At 40.5% G+C, this 19,349-nt stretch carries 12 protein-coding genes and 1 pseudogene; 10 read left to right on the top strand and 3 right to left on the bottom strand.

The genetic code is table 11. The annotated features are described in order from the left end of the window. Positions 1 to 98: 98 nt before the first annotated feature. Positions 99 to 2,560, bottom strand: a pseudogene (gene uvrA, locus MTBBW1_RS22110) (excinuclease ABC subunit UvrA). A 626-nt stretch (positions 2,561 to 3,186) separates the two neighbouring features. After that, positions 3,187 to 4,230 carry a 4-hydroxythreonine-4-phosphate dehydrogenase PdxA gene (gene pdxA, locus MTBBW1_RS22105; protein WP_080807561.1) on the bottom strand — a complete coding sequence of 348 codons (1,044 nt, stop codon included), beginning with the start codon at positions 4,228 to 4,230 and terminating at the stop codon, positions 3,187 to 3,189. 986 nt (positions 4,231 to 5,216) lie between these two features. Here pdxA and dnaA point away from each other — a divergent pair. Continuing rightward, the gene (gene dnaA, locus MTBBW1_RS22095) at positions 5,217 to 6,734 is read left to right on the top strand and encodes a chromosomal replication initiator protein DnaA (RefSeq protein WP_080807328.1); all 1,518 of its coding nucleotides are present in this window, start codon (positions 5,217 to 5,219) and stop codon (positions 6,732 to 6,734) included. Positions 6,735 to 6,805: 71 nt separating this feature from the next. Then, positions 6,806 to 8,221: an FAD-binding oxidoreductase gene (locus MTBBW1_RS22090; RefSeq protein WP_245809517.1), complete on the top strand. Its 1,416-nt coding sequence runs from the start codon at positions 6,806 to 6,808 to the stop codon at positions 8,219 to 8,221. A 20-nt stretch (positions 8,222 to 8,241) separates the two neighbouring features. Here the strand turns inward: MTBBW1_RS22090 and MTBBW1_RS22085 are convergent, their stop codons facing one another. Then, positions 8,242 to 8,466: a hypothetical protein gene (locus MTBBW1_RS22085; RefSeq protein WP_080807325.1), complete on the bottom strand. Its 225-nt coding sequence runs from the start codon at positions 8,464 to 8,466 to the stop codon at positions 8,242 to 8,244. A gap of 849 nt (positions 8,467 to 9,315) precedes the next feature. On the opposite strand from MTBBW1_RS22085, the gene MTBBW1_RS22080 reads away from it, so the two are divergent. The 8 genes from MTBBW1_RS22080 to MTBBW1_RS22045 all read left to right on the top strand — a co-directional run bounded on the left by MTBBW1_RS22080 (position 9,316) and on the right by MTBBW1_RS22045 (position 19,024). Then, on the top strand, positions 9,316 to 9,507 hold the full coding sequence (locus MTBBW1_RS22080; RefSeq protein WP_080807322.1) for a CooT family nickel-binding protein: 192 nt from the start codon (positions 9,316 to 9,318) through the stop codon (positions 9,505 to 9,507). 12 nt (positions 9,508 to 9,519) lie between these two features. Continuing rightward, positions 9,520 to 10,104, top strand: coding sequence for a peptidoglycan DD-metalloendopeptidase family protein (locus MTBBW1_RS22075; protein ID WP_080807317.1), 585 nt, complete (start codon positions 9,520 to 9,522; stop codon positions 10,102 to 10,104). Positions 10,105 to 10,494: 390 nt separating this feature from the next. Further along, entirely contained in the window at positions 10,495 to 10,920 is a 426-nt protein-coding gene (locus MTBBW1_RS22070) for a hypothetical protein (protein WP_080807314.1), read from the top strand. A gap of 30 nt (positions 10,921 to 10,950) precedes the next feature. After that, entirely contained in the window at positions 10,951 to 13,638 is a 2,688-nt protein-coding gene (gene mutS / locus MTBBW1_RS22065) for a DNA mismatch repair protein MutS (RefSeq protein WP_080807311.1), read from the top strand. Positions 13,639 to 13,770: 132 nt separating this feature from the next. Then, complete coding sequence (locus tag MTBBW1_RS29780; protein WP_245809516.1) at positions 13,771 to 16,188, top strand: N-acetylmuramoyl-L-alanine amidase; 2,418 nt, start codon at positions 13,771 to 13,773, stop codon at positions 16,186 to 16,188. 146 nt (positions 16,189 to 16,334) lie between these two features. After that, positions 16,335 to 17,120, top strand: coding sequence for an enoyl-CoA hydratase/isomerase family protein (locus tag MTBBW1_RS22055; RefSeq protein ID WP_425430023.1), 786 nt, complete (start codon positions 16,335 to 16,337; stop codon positions 17,118 to 17,120). 136 nt (positions 17,121 to 17,256) lie between these two features. Next, the gene (locus tag MTBBW1_RS22050; protein ID WP_080807305.1) at positions 17,257 to 18,561 is read left to right on the top strand and encodes a phenylacetate--CoA ligase family protein; all 1,305 of its coding nucleotides are present in this window, start codon (positions 17,257 to 17,259) and stop codon (positions 18,559 to 18,561) included. Between the two features lie 31 nt (positions 18,562 to 18,592). Then, positions 18,593 to 19,024, top strand: coding sequence for an ACT domain-containing protein (locus MTBBW1_RS22045; RefSeq protein WP_080807302.1), 432 nt, complete (start codon positions 18,593 to 18,595; stop codon positions 19,022 to 19,024). Positions 19,025 to 19,349 lie beyond the last annotated feature (325 nt).

The raw sequence follows: 19,349 nt of genomic DNA, 5'->3' as shown, positions 1-19,349 counted from the left end.
CATGGAAAATGTTATTTATAGATTTCCAGAAAAATATTTTATTTTTTAGTCAAAAAATTTATTTATATAACAGATAGTTAGGCTTTTTAATTGTCAATTTAATTATCTGGAATACTATATTTAAAAGAATGGGGGTGTTTTTCAAGAAAAGATGCAAGATAGTGGCCGGTGTAAGAATTTGTTGATGCTGCAACCTTTTCAGGTGTTCCGCAGACCACAATATCACCGCCCATTTCACCTCCTTCCGGGCCAAGATCAATTATATGATCAGCATATTTTATGACATCCATATTATGCTCAATCACAACCACAGTGTTACCTCCATCCACAAGCCTGCTAAGAACTGAAAGCAGCCTTTTGATGTCATCGGTATGAAGACCTGTTGTTGGTTCATCAAGGATGTATATTGTTCTGCCTGTGCTTTTTTTGGCAAGTTCCCTCGCAAGTTTCATTCTCTGTGCCTCGCCGCCTGAAAGAGTTGTTGCTGGCTGACCGATTTTTATATAACCAAGCCCCACATCCACAAGGGTTGCAAGTTTGGATTTGATGGCAGGAATTTTGTCAAAAAAATCAAGTGCCTGGTTAACCGTCATATCAAGGACTTCCGAGATGTTTTTGCCTCTGTACTTTATGTCAAGGGTTTCCCTGTTATATCTTTTTCCCTTGCATATATCACAGGAGACATAAACATCCGGCAGAAAGTGCATCTCAATTTTTATGATTCCGTCTCCGGAACATGCCTCGCATCTGCCCCCTTTAATGTTAAAGCTGAATCTTCCAGGTTTATATCCCATGGCTCTGGCATCAATTGTTTTTGCAAAAAGTTCCCTGACCGGACTGAAAATACCTGTGTATGTTGCAGGATTGCTTCTTGGTGTTCTGCCAATGGGTGACTGGTCAATGTGGATAACCTTGTCAAGGTGTTCAATACCTTCAACTCCTTTATGGATACCTGCCGACAGTCTTCCTCTGTAAATGTGGTTGAAAATAAGCTTGTAAAGAGTGCCCAGAACAAGGGTTGACTTGCCTGAACCAGATACCCCTGTCACACAGATGAGGCATCCAAGGGGAAAGGATACATCAATGTTTTTGAGGTTATTACTTCCTGCTCCTTTTATGACAAGAAGATGGCCGTTTCCTTCTCGTCGTCTTTCTGGTATGGGTATCTTTTTTCTGCCTGAAAGATAGTCTGCTGTAAGGGAATTGCCGGAATTTTCCCACAATCTGTCAGGGGGGCCTGCAAACACAACTTCGCCTCCATCCATTCCGGCGCCTGGCCCCATGTCAATAATGTAGTCTGATGCAAGCATAGTCTCTTCATCATGTTCAACAACAATAACGCTGTTGCCGATATCCCGCAGGTTTAAAAGGGTGTTGAGAAGTCTTTTATTGTCCCGCTGGTGTAGCCCTATGCTTGGCTCGTCAAGAACGTACATGACTCCGGAAAGTTTTGAGCCGATCTGGGTAGCAAGTCTTATTCTCTGTGTCTCTCCGCCTGACAGTGTAGCAGCCGAACGATTGAGTGTAAGATAGTTAAGTCCCACATTTTTAAGAAACGAAAGCCTGGAACAAAGCTCTTTGAGAATATTGCCTGCAATGATTTGATCTTTGCCCTGAAGAGAAAGTGTTGAGAAAAATTCAAGGGCATTTTCCACAGAAAGGGATGTTGTTTCATGTATGGCGTAGGAGGCTACTTTAACAGAGCTTGATACCTCATTGAGGCGACTTCCATTGCATCTGGAACAGGTTGTGAAGTTCATGTACACCTCAATCTCCTCTCTTGATGCATGGGAAGTTGTTTCATGGTATCTGCGCTTGAGGTTCGGGATAATGCCTTCAAAGGTTTTCAGAAATGTTACTTTCCTATCGCCTTTGTCAACATAGAAGGGGATTTTTTTTTGCCTGAACCATGCAGGATAACCTTCTGAAATGCAGGGGAGAGATCCTTGAAGGGTGTGTATATATCCTCATGATAGTGCTTTGTGAGGGCATCAAGAAACTCTGCAAACTGAACTGAGTCACGGCCGCTCCAGGGAGCAACAGCACCTTCACGCAGGGAAAGCTCTTTGTTGGGTACAATAAGATCAGGATCAAACTGCGTAACAGAGCCAAGGCCATCACAAAATGAGCATGCTCCATTGGGGGAGTTAAACGAGAATGATGCCGGAGTCAACTCACCACATGTTGTGTCGCAGGTGTTACAGCGGGCTGTCTCGTTAAAAATGATTAGCTCTTCATTTTCCTGGGCAGATCCTTTTTTATTCCCGATGACCATGACCTTTACTGTTCCGCTGGATAGTGAGAGTGCAAGCTCCATTGAGTCTGAGAGACGCTTTTCAATCCCTTTTTTGATAATCAGTCTGTCAACAACTGCATCAATGTCATGCTTTATATTTTTATCAAGAGTGGGTATTTCATCTGTTGAGTAAATTTTTTCATCAATCCTTACCCTTGCAAAACCGTCTTTTTTCAGCCGCTGAAGCTCTTTTTTGTGTGTGCCTTTACTTGCAGTTACAATGGGGGATAAAAGAAGTATTTTGCTGTTTTCAGGAATGGCCATGATACTGTCTGTCATCTGGTCAATGGTCATTGAAAACAGTGGTTCTCCGCATTTGTGACAGTGGGGTTTTCCAACCCTGGCAAAGAGAAGGCGCAGGTAATCATATATCTCTGTTACCGTTCCAACCGTTGATCTTGGATTGTGGCCTGCGCTTTTCTGCTCAATGGATATGGCAGGGGATAGGCCGTCAATGAGATCAACATCTGGTTTGTCCATCTGCCCCAGAAATTGCCTTGCATAGGTTGACAGAGATTCCACATACCGCCTCTGGCCTTCTGCATAAAGGGTATCAAAGGCAAGTGATGATTTTCCAGAGCCGGAAAGACCTGTGATGGTGACAAGGCTGTTGCGGGGAATGATTACATTGATGTTTTTAAGATTGTGTTCCCTTGCACCTTGAATAGTTATGTGGTTTCTGTTTTCAGTGGTGTGATGGATTATCATTTTCTGCTGCTTCGTGATTGAGTGTGTTTGGAAAGCTATAGTTTTCCAGATAATTAAATTTGCAAGCACAACTTAGGGGCAACCCTATGTGGTTGCTCTTCAAAGTTGAGATGGAAAGATATTTTTCTGGAAGTCTATATATGCTCAAAGTCAGTGGCGGACGTTAGAACCAACCCTTAAATTTAGACCAGGCATTGTCTGTGTGAGGAGTGGTTGGTCTGCTGAACTGCCATTTTAATTGCCTGGAGAAGACTCTGATGATCAGCCAGGTTTTTCCAGGCAATGTCATAGGCTGTGCCATGATCCACGGATGTGCGTATAATAGGAAGCCCCAGAGTTGTATTTACACCGTCACTAAAATGGATAAGCTTGAAAGGTATAAGTCCCTGATCATGGTACATGCAGACCACACAGTCATATTTTCCATTGGCAGCATGATAAAAGATTGTGTCCGGTGGAAAAGGGCCTTCTATGATGAAATTTTTGCCCCTTGATTGAGCATTTTGTTGAGCCTTTTTTACAGCAGGCAGAATAATCATCTCCTCTTCTGTGCCAAACATGGTCTCTTCTCCGGCATGGGGGTTAACTCCTGCCACAGCAATTCTCGGGGCTTTGATTCCAAAATTGTTATGGAGTGCATCTCCTGCAATCTCTATTGTTTCAATAATCTTTTCAATTGTAAGTTTTTCCGTAACTTCTGACAGGGGAATGTGGATTGTGACAAGGATAACTTTCAGCCTCTCTCCGGCAAGCATCATTGCGTAATTTTGAGCTCCTGTTCTACTGGCAATAAGTTCTGTGTGACCATGAAAAGGAGAACCTGCCATTTTAAGAGCAGTTTTTGTTATAGGTGCCGTTACCATGGCAGCAATGTGGCCTGTCACTGCAAGGTCAACCGCCGTGTTTATGTAATCAAGCATTGCAAGCCCTGTCACTTTTGTGGGGATGCCTGGTTTCAGGGTCTCTGCATAGAGACATGAAATATTTAAAACATTTATCAAATCCGGAGAGTGGTGTATTGAGTTAATATGGTTAAAGTTTATTTTATGTATCACAATCGAACTTTTTTTCAGATCCAAAGCCCTTTGCATTATTTGGGCATCACCAATAATTAAAGGGATGCATATTGAGTGAAGCTCTGTCTCCTCAAGGGCAGATACAATAATTTCAGGGCCTATTCCACACGGGTCTCCCATGGTTATGCCGACAACTGGTTTTTGTTCCATGTATTTCTCTTTTATTTCATGCTTCATAATGGATGTTGGCATCTTTCATTTGTCGGTTTACACTTTTTTTTGAACCATTATTTTCATGATTAAGGGATTACCTTGATTTTTAATCGTGTTAATCCTTCAATCCTTCAATCCTTTAATCATGGTTCAAAATTTTTTGAAAAGTGTAAACTAATTTTGAGTTGATATGAAGGATGTCTGGATGTTCACCTGTTTTTATCGGTGCTGTCTGCCAGAAAAAGTTGATTATATACTATTGTAGAAAATTACTGTAAACAAAAAATAGGAAATCCTCTTCTTATCATATCCTGTGAAACCATTGAAAAAGCAAACATACCTGTCTTTATGGATGGGCACAGGCAAAAATTGGAGAATTTTTAAATAAAAGAGAGAAAAATAGAGCAAAATTATTATGCTCACAAAATGATATTTTTAAGGAATGAGTAAAATATGATGGAATTATAAACCTTTAAGGGAAGTGTTTGTAATTCAAGGGTATTTTTTTGTTTCACAGAAAAAAGGTCAATAAAATCAAATAGTCATACTTTTCAAGTGTTAGTGTTTATAAAATTATCCTAACATATTTATAACAAAGTGATATCCGATTTGACTTCCGTTAAGACATGAAATAGAGAAAAAAAACATCCGCAGATACCGGGTAAATAAAAAATCAAATCACTATAGTTTCCCGCAGTTGTTACAGGTTGCTGGAAATGGCTTTAATCAACTGTTCATCTACCATCCTTAAGATATCCCGAAAATTTTTTTTTGCTGTAAAAATAAATCAAGGTTTATTGTTTTGTATGGATGAAAAGATGTTTTGTATGGATGAAAAGATGTTTTGTATGGATGAAAAGATGTTTTGTATGGATGAAAAGATGTTTTGTATGGATGAAGAGTTGTTTTGTGGATGAAGAGTTGTTTTGTATATAGTTTGCTTGTTTTGACTAAAAACACTTGGGGAACAGATCTGGAGTATTATGGAATCTCTTTGGAATAACGTTAAATTGAAAATGAAAGATTCGTTGCCTGACCACAGTTTCAGGATGTGGATTCAGCCCATTGAATTTCTGGCTTCCGAAAACAGTGTTATTACATTGTTATGTCCCAACACTTTTTCCAGAAAACGTGTTAAGGATAATTATATTCAGGGCATAATCAATGAGTTTTCCACATTGGGATTTGCGGATCTCCAGATTGAACTGGAAACACCTGAGAATATTTGTCATAATAGTTCTAAAGATTCACCAAAAGGAAAGGGCGGAGCAACAGGGGATGGGTTGTCAGGTTTGAAAAAAAAATTTGGGGCAACTACCGGCTCTTCCCAGAAAGGTTCAACATCTGACTCCCTTAATAAAGGTTTGCTTCTCTCTGATGCTAAATCATCAGGAGCATGTTTGAATGCAAGAAAAAGATCCAGTGCTCCCAAACAGTTGACTCTGCCTGGTTTGAATCTTATGTTTGACAGCGGCAGAATATTGAAAAAAAATTATACATTTGATCAGTTTGTGGTTGGGGATAATAACGACTTTGCCTATTCTGCATCACTATCTTTGGCCCAGGGAGCAAGAAACGGTAACAGTGCCATATATCTTCTTGCAGGTACAGGGCTTGGCAAAAGCCATCTTTCCCAGGCTGTCGGTCACCATGCCATGAATCAGGGTATTACTGATAAGGTTTTTTATGTCACAGCAGAGGATTTTACCAATGAGATGGTCTATTGCTTAAAAAACAACACTATAAACAATTTCAAGGAAAAATACCGAAGAAAGTGTGATGTGCTTATTCTGGAAGATGTCCATTTTCTTTCGGGCAAAGATGCCACCCAGAAAGAGCTTGCAATGACCCTTGACTATCTTCTTGATGCTGAAAAGAGATTGATCTTCAGCGGATGTTATCTGCCGGGTGAGATACCCAAAATGAACGAGCAGTTAAAATCCCGGCTTACCATGGGTCTTGTAACAAAGATGGATGCTCCTGATTTCAGCACCAGGGTTAAAATTTTGAAAAAGAAATCAAAAGAGTATGGGTGTAAAATTCCCAATGATGTTACAGATTACATTGCCCAGGAGCTGTGTGATAATGTAAGACAACTTGAAAGCGGCCTTGCAGGCGTTGCAGCAAAAGCATCTCTTATGGGGGAAATGCTCAATATTGATCTTGCCCGATCTGTCCTTCAAAATATTACAAAAACAAAACAGGCAATAACTGTGGATGTGATAAAAAAGCTTGTTTGCAGTGAATTTGGAGTAACAGAGCAGGATCTTGTCTCTCCGTCACGGAAAAAGAAGCATGTTCATCCAAGGCAGTTGGCCATATACCTTGCCAGAAAATATACAGACCAACCATTAAAAAAGATAGGTAAAAGTTTTAACCGTTACCATGCAACTGCAATATACTCAATAAACGCAGTTGAAAAGGCCATGAAAAAGCAGGGGCCTTACTCGGAACAGCTCAATTATCTTTACAATAAAATTGAGTCTGGAAAAATTATTTAGGAATTGATTTTTAATAACTTGCCCATTCACTTCAACCCCAAGCCCCTTCTCCATTACTGGAGAGGATGAGTTTGGGTAAGTTAATTAAACCCAATTACTTAGGCAAAACAATGGCTGATATCAAAGAGTCAATTTACAGGGAACTTGTATCAATAACCAATGGTCATGTCACAAGGGAACCAGAGGAACTCTGCTGCTATTCATATGATGCCACCGGACGTTTTTTTTTGCCGCATGCTGTGGTTTTCCCTGCTGTATCCCATGAAGTTGCGGAAATTGTAAAAATTGCAGCAAAAGAAGGGATACCTCTTATCCCAAGGGGAAGCGGATCAGGCATGACCGGAGGCAGTCTGCCTGTCAAGGGTGGAATTGTTATTGCAACAAGCCGCATGAACCGTATCATTGAAATTGATGATGAAACTCTGGTTGCAAGGGTGGAACCTGGAGTCATTACTGGAAATTTTCATCATGCTGTTGAGAAAAAAGGGCTTTTTTATCCCCCTGATCCTGCAAGCTCATCCTTTTGTACCATTGGCGGAAATCTTGGTGAGTGTGCAGGAGGGCCAAGAGCTGTAAAGTATGGAGTAACCCGAGATTATGTCCTTGGCCTTGAGGCAGTACTGCCCTCCGGTAATATAATTAACACAGGTGTAAAAACAGCTAAGGGGGTTGCCGGATATGACCTAACCCGCCTTATTGTCGGTTCCGAAGGCACACTTGCCATTGTAACCCAGGCCACTTTAAAACTATTGCCCCTTCCAGAGGCTGTAAAAACAATGGCAGCCCTTTTTCCATCCATTCACAAGGCAGCTTCTGCCGTTTCTTCCATAATAAAAGATGCTGTAATACCAAGATGTGTTGAGTTTCTTGACCGATCTTCCATTGCATGTGTAAGAGACAGATTTGGTTTTCACGTTCCCGATGATATTGAGGCAATCCTTATTATAGAGGTTGATGGAAGTTGTGGTGTTGTTGAGGAAGATGGAAAAAATCTTGAAACTTTTTGTGTGAAAAAAGGGGCAAACAGGGTAATAACTGCGGCTGACAAAGCAGAAGCATCAACCTTGTGGGCAGCAAGAAAAGCTCTCTCATCTGCTCTTTTCAGGATGGCTCCTGACAAGATCAATGAGGATATTGTTGTTCCAATTAACAGGATACCTGAGATGGTTTTACGCATTGAAAGGATTCAGAAGCGTACAGGGCTTCCTGTTGTAAGTTTTGGTCATGCAGGAGATGGAAATATCCATTGCAATATAATGTATGACAAACGGTATAAAGATGCACAGAATCTTGCAGAATCTGCAGTGGACGAGCTTTTTGAGGCTACCCTGGAACTTGGCGGCACCATCACAGGAGAGCATGGGGTGGGAATAACTAAGATGAAATATCTGCCAAGGGAGATTCGGGAGAATGAGCTTAAGATCATGCGGGGTATAAAAGCTGTCTTTGATCCCGGCAATATTCTGAATCCCGGAAAAATATTTTAGCCCCCGCAAGCTTTGCTGATTCAGTTCATTCTTGCCGGAAAGAACTCCATTTCCAGAATATGTTCCAAAATGTCGATGGCAGGATTTTGATGATGTTCAATGGCACATCTTATTGAGTCTGAACAATATTTTGTGCATATCGTATTTTGTCTGCTGAATTCCCCGAAACAGTCAAGGCAGTCCCGGGAGTCGTCGGGCAGGTCATCATCCATGAAAAAATCATCATTTTGGTAAAATTTTATCATCCACTCTTCCTCTCAGTTCATCTCGTCAGTCAAAAGTTTTCTCGGTTGCAACCATCTATAGTAATGGTGTTTAATTAACTTACCCAAACACCCCCTCTCCATTCATGGAGAGGGTCTTGGGGGTGAGGTAAACGGGTAAGGAATAAGCACGAAATAATGTGCCCAATTATAATTATCAAACGTACAGCCTACAATGGTCGTCTGTTTTGAAATGGGCAAGTTATTTAAGACTCATTCCTAAGTAATTTAATACCAGCTCCATAGTATTGTAAAAGTAGCTGAAATCACAATATCTGTTGGCAGTAATGGGAACTTACGACTCTTGAGTGTTATATATTCAGACATAAAAAAACTTGCATCGACAATTTTAGCATTTTACAGGAGTTCCTGGTATCTTTTCATATTTCCAGTTTCATATTCCACAAAAGTACTTTACTCTTCTGACTCAGACAAATGCAATACCTGCCAGAAAAGCAATGGGATGTCGATTTTGAGTAATTCTTAATATACCAGTTATGATCACTCTTCACAACATCAGAAAAGCACAATCTGTGATATATTATAATTTTATTTTATCCAAGGAATATCTTGCATTTTCATTTTGACAGTTATAATAAAAAATCCACAGCCTTGCCATGAGTGTATAAAACTAAGTATTTTTTTGTACCTTATATTTTTTTTCGGATAAAGTGTTGTTATAGTTAAGGGCATAATTCATATCATACAGAAAGTACTTTACACTTTCCAGAACAGGAGCTCCTAAAAACGGGCATTCTGTTAGGGAAAGTGTAAAGTGGCAAATGAAAGATGCCTAGTTAAGATGGATTTTTAAAAATAGGAAAAAATATTATGTGTGAATCAAATGTCTATTTAAAAAGCAATGATGTTGAAAAACTTGTAATGGAAAACGTGGCAGCCATCTCTCCCCTTGGAGATAAAAAATTTCTTCTTAAAGGACTTCTTGGAGACACTCTGGAGATAAGCGGGGAGATTGAAGATATAAATCTTATGGCACACAAAATTGTAATAGCATCTGCCTGATGAGATGTGATCTTGGATGATTTTCTGAAATCCATTGAGCATATCAATCATTTGCAGATTTGTGCTTCCAGAGAGTGGATATTTCATCCCGGAATGCTTTTCGGAAGCTGGCTTAAGTGGTGGGGTAGCCCGGGATACAGGAAGACCGCCCATGAAGGTATTGATATTGCTCAATATAGAAACCGTAACGGAGATATTGTATCTTTATCCCAGGATATAATGATACCTGCAATGGTTGACTCCACTATCCTTAATATATGTGATGATTTTCTTGGAAGATCTGTTATTGCAGGTTTTGGCAGGAGTCTGGCAATAGTATATTCCCATATTGCCCCTGATACCTCTTTGAAAGCAGGTGATTTTGTTGCCGCAGGAAAGATTTTGGGAACGGTTGCAGATACATCCATGAGAAAATCCGGCATTGGAGCACATCTTCATATCTCTCTTATGGAGATTGCAAGATATCTCTCTTTGGATGATCTCAACTGGAACCTTTTTGTGAGTAAAGATCAGGATTACATATACTTTTATAACCCAATTTACATCCCCCGAAAATTTTTGAATGATGATGGCTTTGGAAGCATTGAAAAATATTGATCTTTATAAACTAAGCATTGAAAAAAAAAAATAATTGATCTATTATCCAGTAACATTTTTAATGAAAATTACCGGGGATGCATAAACGGCCATGGCAGGTCACAGCCACAATGGAAAAATTGAAGTTTCTAAAAAAAACAGTTCCTTATGAATTAATTTTTAATAACTTGCACATTCACCTAACCCTTAGCCACATCCTACAGACTCGCGAGGGGGAGTTTGGGTAAGTTGATTAAATACAATTATTTAATGGAAAAGCAGTTTTCATTTTCTTAAATATTGATATTTTTGCAAAAAGCCCGTTTTCGCAAAATCTAACTTTTTACATATTTATCAATTTTTAAGGAACAGCTTATTAATATATATTATATATCCCTTTGGAGATGTCTGATGAAAAAATTTAAAGCATTTGTCGTTTTACTTGTTGTTGTCTTTGTTGCCCTTGTGATTTATCAGAATCGGGAATATTTTTTTACTAAACAGGCGTTATCCTTAAGCCTTGGTGTTGAAACCTGGCAATGGACTGCTCCTGAAATCGAAAATGTCTATTATTTTGGTGGTTCACTTCTAATTGGCCTTCTTATTACCGGATATCTCGGGTTATGTGCAAAATTCAGAAGCCGTAAGACCATGAAAATGCTGAATGTAACAATTAACAGCCAGCATCAGACAATTGACACCCTTCAGACAGAATTGGATAAATTCAAAAGCGATCCATATTTTAAAAAGAAGGAAGAACCCGTTGAGGAACTGGATGAAAACAGTGAAAATGATGCAATTGAACTCCCTGCAAATCTGGAAAAATCTCAGGGGTAACCCATCTGTTCTTCTCTTTGCCAAAGTCCAATGACCAGTCAAAAAAACACACCCATGATGGAGCAGTACCTGAGCATCAAAAAAAATTATCCTGATGCTGTACTGTTTTACAGAATGGGTGATTTTTATGAAATGTTCCTTGAAGATGCAGTTAAGGCATCTGCCATTCTTGAAATTGCACTGACTTCCAGAAACAAAAATCAGGAAGATCCTGTTCCCATGTGCGGAATTCCTTTTCGTGCAGCAGACAGTTACATTGCAAAGCTCATAGAAAATGGCTGCAAGGTGGCAATCTGTGAACAGGTAGAAGATCCTGCTGCTGCCAAGGGACTTGTAAGGCGGGAAGTTACAAGGGTTGTGACTCCCGGCATGATTCTAAATGAGTCTCTTCTTGACAGAAGTTCCAATAACTATCTGCTTTCTCTTTCCATCCTTGAAGGTTATGCAGGTATGGCCTGGCTTGATATTTCAACAGGACTTTTCATCACAACCCAGTCATCCACTGTAAATGGTAAGGTTCCTGATGAACTTCTTGATGAAGCCATGCGTGTTGCTCCAAGTGAATTTCTTCTGCCTGATCACTTCCGAAATGATCCTGCCTTTAACTATATCAGAAAACGATTCCCTTCAAATGGTATCACCTGGCTTGAGCGCAGAAACTTCAGAATGCCCGATGCCAGAAACAGGCTTATTGAGCACTTTTCCACAAGAAGCCTTAAGGGTTTTGGGTGCGATCACCTGACCGCTGCTCTTTCTGCTGCCGGTGCCATAATGGCTTATGTACATGAGACCCAGCTTCAGGATACAAATCATATTACAAGCCTTGATTACCATGACATGAAAAGTTATCTTGTGATGGATGAACGTTCATGCAGGAATCTTGAAATTTTTAAGAATATTGAAAATGGTGGGAAATCAGGCACACTTGTCACTATCCTTGATAACACCGTGACAGCAATGGGTGCCCGCCTTCTTAAAAACTGGCTGCGTTATCCTCTTAAAGATAGGGACTCCATTGAAAATCGCCTTGATGCGGTTGATGATGCTATTAATCAAAAGAGCATCAGAAATTCCTTAAGATCTTCACTTAAATCAGTTTATGACCTTGAACGTCTTGGCAGCAGAATCTCAATGGGTCACGGAACTCCCCGTGATATGCTTGCACTGAAAACCTCTCTTTTGAAACTCCCTGAAATTTTTAAGGATTTAAACAGGCTTTCTGCGCCACTTTATAAAGGGGAGTTTATTGAGAACAAAGAGGATGTGGCCAGGGATTTGACCCAACTTGCAACGATTATTGATCGTGCTGTAAGAGATGATGCTCCCTTGGCTACAGGTGAGGGCGGGATCATCAAGGATGGTTACAGCAGTGAACTTGATGAGCTGATTGAGCTCTCCAGAAACGGCAAAAAATGGATTCTTGACAAAGGCATTCAAGAGAAAGAAAAAACAGGTTTAAGCTCCCTTAAAATAAAGTACAACAAGGTTTTTGGCTATTTTATTGAGCTTTCAAGGACCCAGGCCTCATCTGCTCCGGAACATTATATACGCAAGCAGACCCTTGTGAATGCCGAGAGATTCATTACAGAAGAGTTGAAGGAGATGGAGTCAAAAATACTCAATGCCCAGGAGAAAAGAGCTTCCCTTGAGTATGATATTTTTTGTGATGTCAAAAAAGAAATTGTCCAGAAGACAGAATCCATAATGAAAATGGCAAATTTTCTTGCCACAGTGGATGTATTGACCTGTTTTGCACATACATCTGAGCTTAACAGTTATGTTCGTCCCAAAATTGTAGATAGCAATCTTTTCATCAAAGATGGCCGCCATCCTGTTGTTGAAAAGTTGATTGAAGGTGAGCGCTATGTTCCCAACAGCGTTGAACTCAATGATGAAGATCAACAGCTTTTAATTATTACAGGTCCCAATATGGCAGGGAAATCAACGGTGTTGCGTCAGGTTGCTCTTCAGGTACTCATGGCACAGACCGGTTGTTTTGTTCCTGCATCAAAGGCTGAAATTCCTGTTACTGACAGAATTTTTACACGGGTGGGTGCCCTTGATAATCTTGCCCAGGGGCAGAGTACTTTTATGGTGGAGATGGAGGAGACTGCCAATATCATCAATAACGCAACTCCACAAAGTCTTGTTATTCTTGATGAAATAGGACGTGGCACCAGCACCTTTGATGGCCTAAGCATTGCATGGGCAGTTGCAGAGCATCTCCATGATCTCAATGGCGGGGAAGGTGTAAAAACCCTTTTTGCCACCCATTATCATGAATTGACAAGACTTGAGCACCTGAAACCAAGGGTTAAAAATTATAATATTGCTGTTAAGGAGTTTGATGATAATATTATTTTTTTAAGAAGCCTGGTTCCAGGGGCAACCAATAAAAGCTATGGTATTCAGGTGGCAAAGCTTGCAGGTATTCCTGACAAGGTTGTCCTGCGTGCAGGAGAGATATTGAGAACCATAGAGCACCAGGGTGATCTTCTTGACAGCAGTAATATTGTTGAAGAAAAAGATTTGCACATTGATGTTGTCGGGAAAGCCAAGAGTAAAAGCAACTCAAAGAGTAAAAGCAGTTCAAAGAGTCAAAGCAGTTCAAAGAGTGAAAGCAGTTCAAAGAGTAAAACCAGCTCAAAGAGCAAAAGTAATTTAAAACTTGGAAAAAATGATGAAGCTGTTTCCGAGCAGATGGATCTTTTTTATTGATTTTTTGCGAGACAGTCAAGGTTGATGATCTCCTAAAAAAGACCACAACACCAGAATGGCTATTAATAATTTCAGCGGATTATGAGTGAAAGAATTTCAAAATCGGACTTTTTACAGGTTCATCAAGGTTAAATGGTTAATAGAACATTACTATATAATCTGAGAAAAAATGTCATCTTTGTCTGCATGACCATCATAACTGGTTGCATGTTGTCAGGATTTCTGTTTCCTGATCTCTGCCTTGCCTCAACACCAAGGGAGAGATACTTTGATGCTGATCTTTGTTATCAGAAAATCAGGAAAGATCCTGAAATGCAGAAATACAGACAGAACTGGGTCTCATGCATTGAACAGTACGAAAGTGTCTATATTCCTGAGCCACATAATCCTTGGGCATCTGCAGGAATGTACAGGGCTGCCCAGCTTTACCATGAGCTTTATAAAAGATTTGGGATTCAGAGGGATCAATCCGAGGCAATCGACCTTTTAAACCGTATTATAAAAAGATACCCGGGAAGTGCATACCGTTTAAGGGCAAGGGATTTGATATCCTCTATTGAATCCGATATTGAATCCGATAATGTTGCTGCTTTAAATATGGCAGATAAGAACCCGGATGAGCCGGATGGAGCTGGAGAGCAGAATGTAAACGGAGATATTATAAAGGTTGGGACAAAAAAGTCCTTGAAATACCTCACCAAGAAAGCGGCTTCCACCAGAAGAGTTGATGGCAGTACAAATCCTGACGACCAGGAGAATCAATCTAAAGGAGAGGCTTTAGGTGAAAAAAAAAGTCTCACTGGCTCTGATCTAAACATTGCCGAGAAAAAGGATGCAATTGACGATAAAAACCAGAAGCAGAATCAGGATAAACAGAAGATAGCTGTAGGGATTGACAACAAAATAAAAGATACAACCGAAAGGCAGGATTCACTTCAGGCAAGGATTCCTGTTAAAAGATCACCTGCATACAGGGCAAAGCATAAAAACAGAGATAAAGAAACATCTTCTGCTGATATGGAAATATCTGATACCAAACCTGAAGATGGAGAGGCTGAAGATGGAGAGGCAGAAGATAAAGATAAACAAACTGAAAGTTCTGGGGTAAAAAATAAAACAGGGCTTAAAACAATTACAAAAAATGGTTCACTCATTAAAAATGGCCAGTTGCCAGGTGATGATTCTGCAAGTGAAGAAAAAGTACCACTTGATCCCCTTGACCCTTCAAGCCCTTTAGCAGATTCATTCTATTCTGACGGCAATGGAGGACTCTCAACCTCTTCAAATTCCGGTGATACTGGTGGTAAAAAAACATCCGGGATTTCCAATGACAAATCATCATATCCTAAAGTTAATGCTGATGGTGATACATACATAACAGGGATGCGATACTGGTCAACACCTAACTATACCAGGGTTGTCATTGATGCTTCCGAGGAGCGCCCCTATGTTCATCATCTGCTTGAAAAAAATGCTGATCTGAAAAAACCACCACGCCTCTATGTGGATATTGAACGTTCTGTACTTGGGAAAAATGTTCCAACACATACCATAATCAACGATGATCTTCTTACAAGGGCAAGGGCAGGGCAGCACACTCCACATTCGGTGAGGGTTGTTGTTGACATAAAATCTTATGATAATTATAAAATTTTTTCCCTAAAGGACCCTTTCAGAATGGTCATAGATGTCTGGGGGGAAAACTCAATAGTTGCAAAATCCTCGGGCAATGCTTCCGGCACTTCATCAGGTGTATCATCTTCAGAATCCCCGGGAAGCTCTATTCCTCCGGAAAAGCTCTCAACCATTGGCTCTAACCCTGACAAAATACATGCATCTGCAATTGCAAAACAACTTGCTCTCGGGGTCAGAACCATTGTGATAGATCCGGGTCATGGCGGCAAGGATCCTGGTGCCATTGGATATATCAAAGGCGTTTATGAAAAGGATGTTGTGCTGTCCATAGCCAGAAAAATGGCAAAAAAAATGAGTGAGAGACTTAAATGCAATGTTATTCTGACACGTTCAAAGGATGTCTATCTTACCCTTGAAGAGAGAACAGCCATTGCCAATACTAAAAACGCCGATCTTTTCATCTCTCTTCACTGCAACGCTGCAAGGGATAAAACGCTCACAGGACTTGAGACCTATTACCTTAATCTGGCAACCGACGAGCAGGCCATAAATGTTGCAGCAAGGGAGAACGCCACATCACGTAAAAATATAAGTGACCTTCAATCCATTCTGAATGACCTGATGAAAAACGCAAAAATCAATGAGTCAGCAAGGCTTTCAACAATTGTACATGATTATCTATATAAAGGTGTTGCAAAAAAATACTCTGGCATAAGAAATCTCGGTGTAAAACAGGCACCTTTTTATGTTCTGCTTGGTGCAACAATGCCTTCAATTCTTATTGAAACCTCTTTTATCAGCAATAAAACAGAGTGTAAGCGTCTGATCAACTCAACATACCAGAACGTCCTTTGTGATGCAATTATTGATGGTGTGGAAAAATACATCAAAGAGACGGATCCAAGAGCACTATAAAATTGATAAGGAACTGGTATTTAAGGAATCAGTCTGAAATAACTTGCCCAACAACCTCACCCCCCAACCCCCTCTCCATGAATGGAGAGGGGATGTTTGGGTAAGTTAATAAAACCCCATTATTAAAAATAACTGAGGAGATTACAGTGGAAAATTTGATCTTTGACATTGACAATGGTATTGCCATTTTAACCTTTAACAGACCAAAAGCCCTTAATGCATTGAATCAGGCTCTTCTTGAGGAGTTTGACAGTGTACTTGATCAGGTGGAAACCAACCCTGATATTCGTGTACTTATTCTGACAGGCTCCGGAGAAAAGGCATTTGTTGCAGGCGCTGATATTTCCGAACTTGCAAAAATGAATCCCCTTCTTGCCAAAAGATTTGCCACAAAGGGGCAGAAACTTTTTTCAAGGCTTGAGGCCCTTCCAATACCTGTTATTGCAGCAGTAAACGGTTTTGCCCTGGGCGGTGGAACTGAAGTCTCTCTTGCATGTGATTTTATCTATGCATCGGAAAAGGCAGTATTTGGACTTCCTGAAATAACACTTGGATTGATTCCGGGATTTGGCGGTACCCAGCGCCTCACAAGACTTGTGGGAACCAACCTTGCAAGGGAACTTATCTTTACAGGAAAAACATTTTCAGCAGCAGATGCCCTCTCATATGGCATTGTTAACAAGGTGTGTGAAGATGGAACACTTATGGAGGAGGTTATGAAAACAGCCAAAGCCATTGCAAAAAAAGGTTCTGCATCTTTGAGAGCTGCAAAAGAGGCCATTGCATGTGGCAAGGATGTGGATCTTGAGACTGGATGCCGTTTTGAGGCAGATGCTTTTGCTCTTTGTGTGGCAAGCTCTGATGCAGCAGAAGGTACATCAGCATTTCTTGAAAAACGCAAAGCCCAGTTCAAGGGGACACTTGACAGCTAACTTTGATGAGCCTGTAAAAAGTCTGATTTTTTTATTTTTGTAGCTGTAACCAATTGAAATTGTTAGTATGATTTTTTGGGTTACGGACTTTTTATGAGAGCATCAACTTTATGTAAATATAAGGAGTACCTAATCAATGTCGATATTTAACATGGATTTTGAGACCATGCCCCGGGAGGCACTGGAATCCATACAGTTGAGCCGCCTTAAAACCACCCTTGAACGGGTTTATGCAACGGTTCCATTTTATAAAGAAAGTTTTAGAAAAGCAAACATAACACCTTCAGATATTAAATCTTTAAAGGATCTTGAGAAGATTCCCTTTACAGTAAAACAGGATCTTCGGGATAACTATCCATATGGCATGTTTGCTGTTCCCATGGAAAATGTCGTTCGTATCCATGCCTCGTCCGGCACAACCGGTCTTCCAACAGTTGTGGGATATACAAGACGTGATATTGAGACCTGGTCAGAACTTATGGCAAGATCCCTTGTTGCAGGTGGGGCAACAAGCAATGACATTGTACATAATGCCTACGGTTATGGTCTTTTCACAGGAGGTCTTGGTGTACATTATGGTGCTGAAAAGCTTGGAGCTTCTGTTATACCTGTGTCAGGCGGCAACACAAAGCGTCAGATAATTATCATGAGGGATTTTAAACCCACGGTGCTAACAGGTACCCCCTCCTATATTCTGCATCTTGCCGAGGTTGCAGAAGAGATGGGGATCTCCTTTGAAGACCTCAATTTCAAGTGCGGCATTTTCGGGGCAGAGCCGTGGTCTGAAGATATGAGAACAGATCTGCAGAACAAGCTGCACCTTAAAGCCATTGATATATATGGATTAAGCGAGATCATGGGGCCTGGTGTTTCCATTGAATGCCGAGAAGCCCAGAAGGGTCTGCATATTTTTGAGGATCATTTTATAGCTGAGATAATCAATCCTGAAACTGGTGAAACTCTTCCCTATGGCGAAACAGGTGAACTTGTATTTACCTCAATCACCAAAGAGGCTTTTCCCATAATCCGCTACAGAACCCGTGATATCACAGCCCTTAATCCTGAACCCTGCATATGCGGCAGAACACATGTCAGAATGAATAAAGTATCTGGCAGAACAGATGACATGCTTATCATTCGAGGGGTCAATGTCTTCCCGTCCCAGATTGAAAGTGTTATCATGAAAAGTGAAGATATCCAGCCACATTACCAGCTTGTTGTGGACAGGGTTGATAATCTTGACACCTTGACTGTAATGGTTGAAATTGGTCAGGATTTCTTCTCGGATGAGATCAAAAAACTCCAGAATATGGAGAAAAAACTTGCCAGCGATATCAAGGAGTACCTTGGCGTATCTGCCAAAATCAAGCTGGTTGAGCCAAAAACCATTGAAAGAAGCCAGGGAAAAGCAGTAAGGGTGATTGATAACCGGAAATCCTGAGAAGTCTTATACCACAAGGAGGAATTAACATATGAGAGTTGAACAGATATCCATTTTTCTGGAAAATAAAGCAGGTCGTCTTGCAGAGGTAACTGCCATTCTCAGGGATGCCAACGTTAACATAAGAGCGCTTTCCCTTGCAGATACCACTGATTTCGGTATATTAAGACTTATTGTAAATAATAATCAGGCTGCTGAAGAAGCTCTAAAAAAAGAGGGCTTTACAGTCGGTAAAACAAACGTTCTTGCAATTGAGGTGGATGATTCTCCAGGAGGTCTTAACAATGTTCTTGATCCTCTTACATCTGAGGGGGTAAATGTGGAATATATGTATGCCTTTGCAAATCCCCATGGGAAAAATGCCATAATGATCTTCAGGTTTCATGATCTTGACAAGGCCATCGGGATACTTAAGGAGAAGGGGATTAATGTGATCAACGGAGCTGATGTTTATAACCTTTAAAAAAAGTTAAACCGAAAAATAAAGCATGCCAATAAAAGTTATTCTTTTTTTGGGGGTTGGTTCTAACATCGGCCATTTTTTGTGATGTAGGAGCATCCCTTGTGGTTGCCCTCATGGGGTACCCACAAGGGGCACATCTACCACATAGGGGCGTCCGACATTAGAGCTAACCCTTTTTTTTGATTAACCGGATGAAATTGTTGCCATGAAACCTAACCCCCCTGCCCATCTCGCTATAACCAACATGGCGGTTCATCGCCACAATCGAAGAGTTGAAAATCTTTATAAAAACAGCCATTTGCGGGGACTTGCATATAAATCTATA

It is taken from the genome of Desulfamplus magnetovallimortis (genome assembly GCF_900170035.1).
Classification (GTDB): domain Bacteria; phylum Desulfobacterota; class Desulfobacteria; order Desulfobacterales; family Desulfobacteraceae; genus Desulfamplus; species Desulfamplus magnetovallimortis.
This window is presented reverse-complemented; position numbering and strand designations above follow the sequence as displayed.

Bases quoted from the DNA above. Each gene is read 5' to 3' on its own strand.
- MTBBW1_RS22045 (WP_080807302.1), top strand. From the start codon at position 18,593: ATGAGAGTTGAACAGATATCCATTTTTCTGGAAAATAAAGCAGGTCGT.
- dnaA (WP_080807328.1), top strand. From the start codon at position 5,217: ATGGAATCTCTTTGGAATAACGTTAAATTGAAAATGAAAGATTCGTTG.
- MTBBW1_RS29780 (WP_245809516.1), top strand. From the start codon at position 13,771: ATGGTTAATAGAACATTACTATATAATCTGAGAAAAAATGTCATCTTT.
- pdxA (WP_080807561.1), bottom strand. From the start codon at position 4,230: ATGGAACAAAAACCAGTTGTCGGCATAACCATGGGAGACCCGTGTGGA.
- MTBBW1_RS22050 (WP_080807305.1), top strand. From the start codon at position 17,257: ATGTCGATATTTAACATGGATTTTGAGACCATGCCCCGGGAGGCACTG.
- MTBBW1_RS22085 (WP_080807325.1), bottom strand. From the start codon at position 8,466: ATGATAAAATTTTACCAAAATGATGATTTTTTCATGGATGATGACCTG.
- MTBBW1_RS22070 (WP_080807314.1), top strand. From the start codon at position 10,495: ATGAAAAAATTTAAAGCATTTGTCGTTTTACTTGTTGTTGTCTTTGTT.
- mutS (WP_080807311.1), top strand. From the start codon at position 10,951: ATGACCAGTCAAAAAAACACACCCATGATGGAGCAGTACCTGAGCATC.
- MTBBW1_RS22080 (WP_080807322.1), top strand. From the start codon at position 9,316: ATGTGTGAATCAAATGTCTATTTAAAAAGCAATGATGTTGAAAAACTT.